The sequence below is a fragment of the Erwinia typographi genome (assembly GCF_000773975.1).
Taxonomy (GTDB): domain Bacteria; phylum Pseudomonadota; class Gammaproteobacteria; order Enterobacterales; family Enterobacteriaceae; genus Erwinia; species Erwinia typographi.
Genome location: NZ_JRUQ01000124.1, coordinates 1 through 528, shown reverse-complemented (window position 1 = coordinate 528; position 528 = coordinate 1). Strand labels below are relative to the sequence as shown.

Sequence of the window (528 nt, the reverse complement as noted above, 5' to 3'; positions counted from 1 at the left end):
GAACTTTAATCCGCCGGGGCCAGACCAGGTGTGGGTCAGCGACATCACCTATCTTAAGACCGGAGAAGGCTGGCTGTACCTTGCGGCCATAATGGACCTGTTCTCCCGCCGCATAGTTGGCTGGCATGTGGACAGCCGGATGACCTCATCGCTGGTCTGCCATGCACTGATGAAGGCGTATAACCTGCGCAACCCGCCGCGGGGTCTGGTGGTGCACACCGACAGAGGTTCGCAGTATACCGGCAGTCGCTTCCAGACGTTGCTGGGTAGTTACGGACTCAGAAGCAGCATGGGTGATGTTGGCGCCTGCTGGGACAATGCGGTGATGGAACGCTTCTGGGGCAGCCTGAAACATGAATGGCTGTTGCTTGTGCCCCAGCCGACGCGGGCTTGTATGAAACAGGATGTGGCCGCTTATATCCGCTATTACAATCTTGACCGAAATCATGTCGCCAACGGAGAGCTGTCTCCGGTGCGTTATGAGCAAATGACTGAGAAAAAAGTGTCCTGTTTAACTTGACCAGTACA

1 protein-coding gene is annotated in these 528 nt (G+C 55.7%); it reads left to right on the top strand.

All coding sequences use genetic code 11. The features are described from left to right. A partial coding sequence (locus NG99_RS27190) for an IS3 family transposase (RefSeq protein ID WP_034899992.1) occupies positions 1–520 on the top strand: 520 nt, incomplete at its 5' end. Between the last annotated feature and the right edge of the window lie 8 nt (positions 521–528).